At 30.8% G+C, this 883-nt stretch carries 1 protein-coding gene; it reads right to left on the bottom strand.

Going from position 1 to position 883, the window contains the following annotated elements; all coding sequences use genetic code 11:
- Positions 1-298 precede the first annotated feature (298 nt).
- Positions 299-757, bottom strand: coding sequence for an OsmC family protein (locus DCO46_RS22530; RefSeq protein WP_116754699.1), 459 nt, complete (start codon positions 755-757; stop codon positions 299-301).
- Between the last annotated feature and the right edge of the window lie 126 nt (positions 758-883).

Below are 883 nucleotides of genomic sequence, written 5' to 3'. Positions count from 1 at the left end.
GTTTAAAAGAAATTATATAATAAATGTATGACTTATAAGTCATACAAACAATAAATATAAAGAGAATTTAAAAGAACTTAATGCAATTTTTTATAAGCATAAGACAATTTCTTCAAATCTTCAACAAATAAATTCGACAATTCAACTGTAAGCGGTACGTAAAACCTCTTCAGCAATGAAGAGGTTTTTTTGTTTTATAACATTTAATATTATGGCCCACGGTTGAAACCGTTGGATATGTTTATATAATAGTAATCTTTTTGTTCAATGTTATATTTTCTTATATAACTTATATGGTTTAAACCCCACAACTCGCCTCATGTAAAACAGGAAAATTACACGAGTTAGCAATAAAACACAATTGATTTGCTTTTTGATGCAATTCTAAGGCTAATTGAATTTGATCTGAATTTGAGATTTTTATTTTTGGATATAATCTAACCTCAACAAACTGTCCGCTTCCATCGGCATTTACTTCGAGTGTAGCTTCTGCATTGTCTGAATATTCCACAATTTCTATTCCGTTTTGAGAACAGACATATAAGTAGGACATCATGTGACAGGAAACCAAACTGCTCAATAATAAATCTTCCGGATTATATAATGAAGGATCACCTTTGAAAGCTTTTGCAGCTGAAATGTCTAAATCTGGCTTACCTTCAATTTTTATTTGATGGTTTTTGCTATAAACTTTCGAAATTGCGTCTTGAGGTTTGTTGGAAGTCCAATTTAGCTCTGCTTTGAATAGATGTTTCATTTTGCCTTTTTATTGCTAAGTTAAGTTTTTTACACTGTGAATCAATTAATCTCGCAAAGTCGCAGAGTCGCAAAGAAAATGAAAACTTTGCGACTCTGCGACTTTACTCCAGCTTTTATACATAAA

This window comes from Flavobacterium sp. HTF (assembly GCF_003105115.1).
GTDB lineage: Bacteria > Bacteroidota > Bacteroidia > Flavobacteriales > Flavobacteriaceae > Flavobacterium.
The sequence above is the reverse complement of the archived record's forward strand: the minus strand, read 5'-3'. Positions and strand labels throughout refer to the sequence as shown.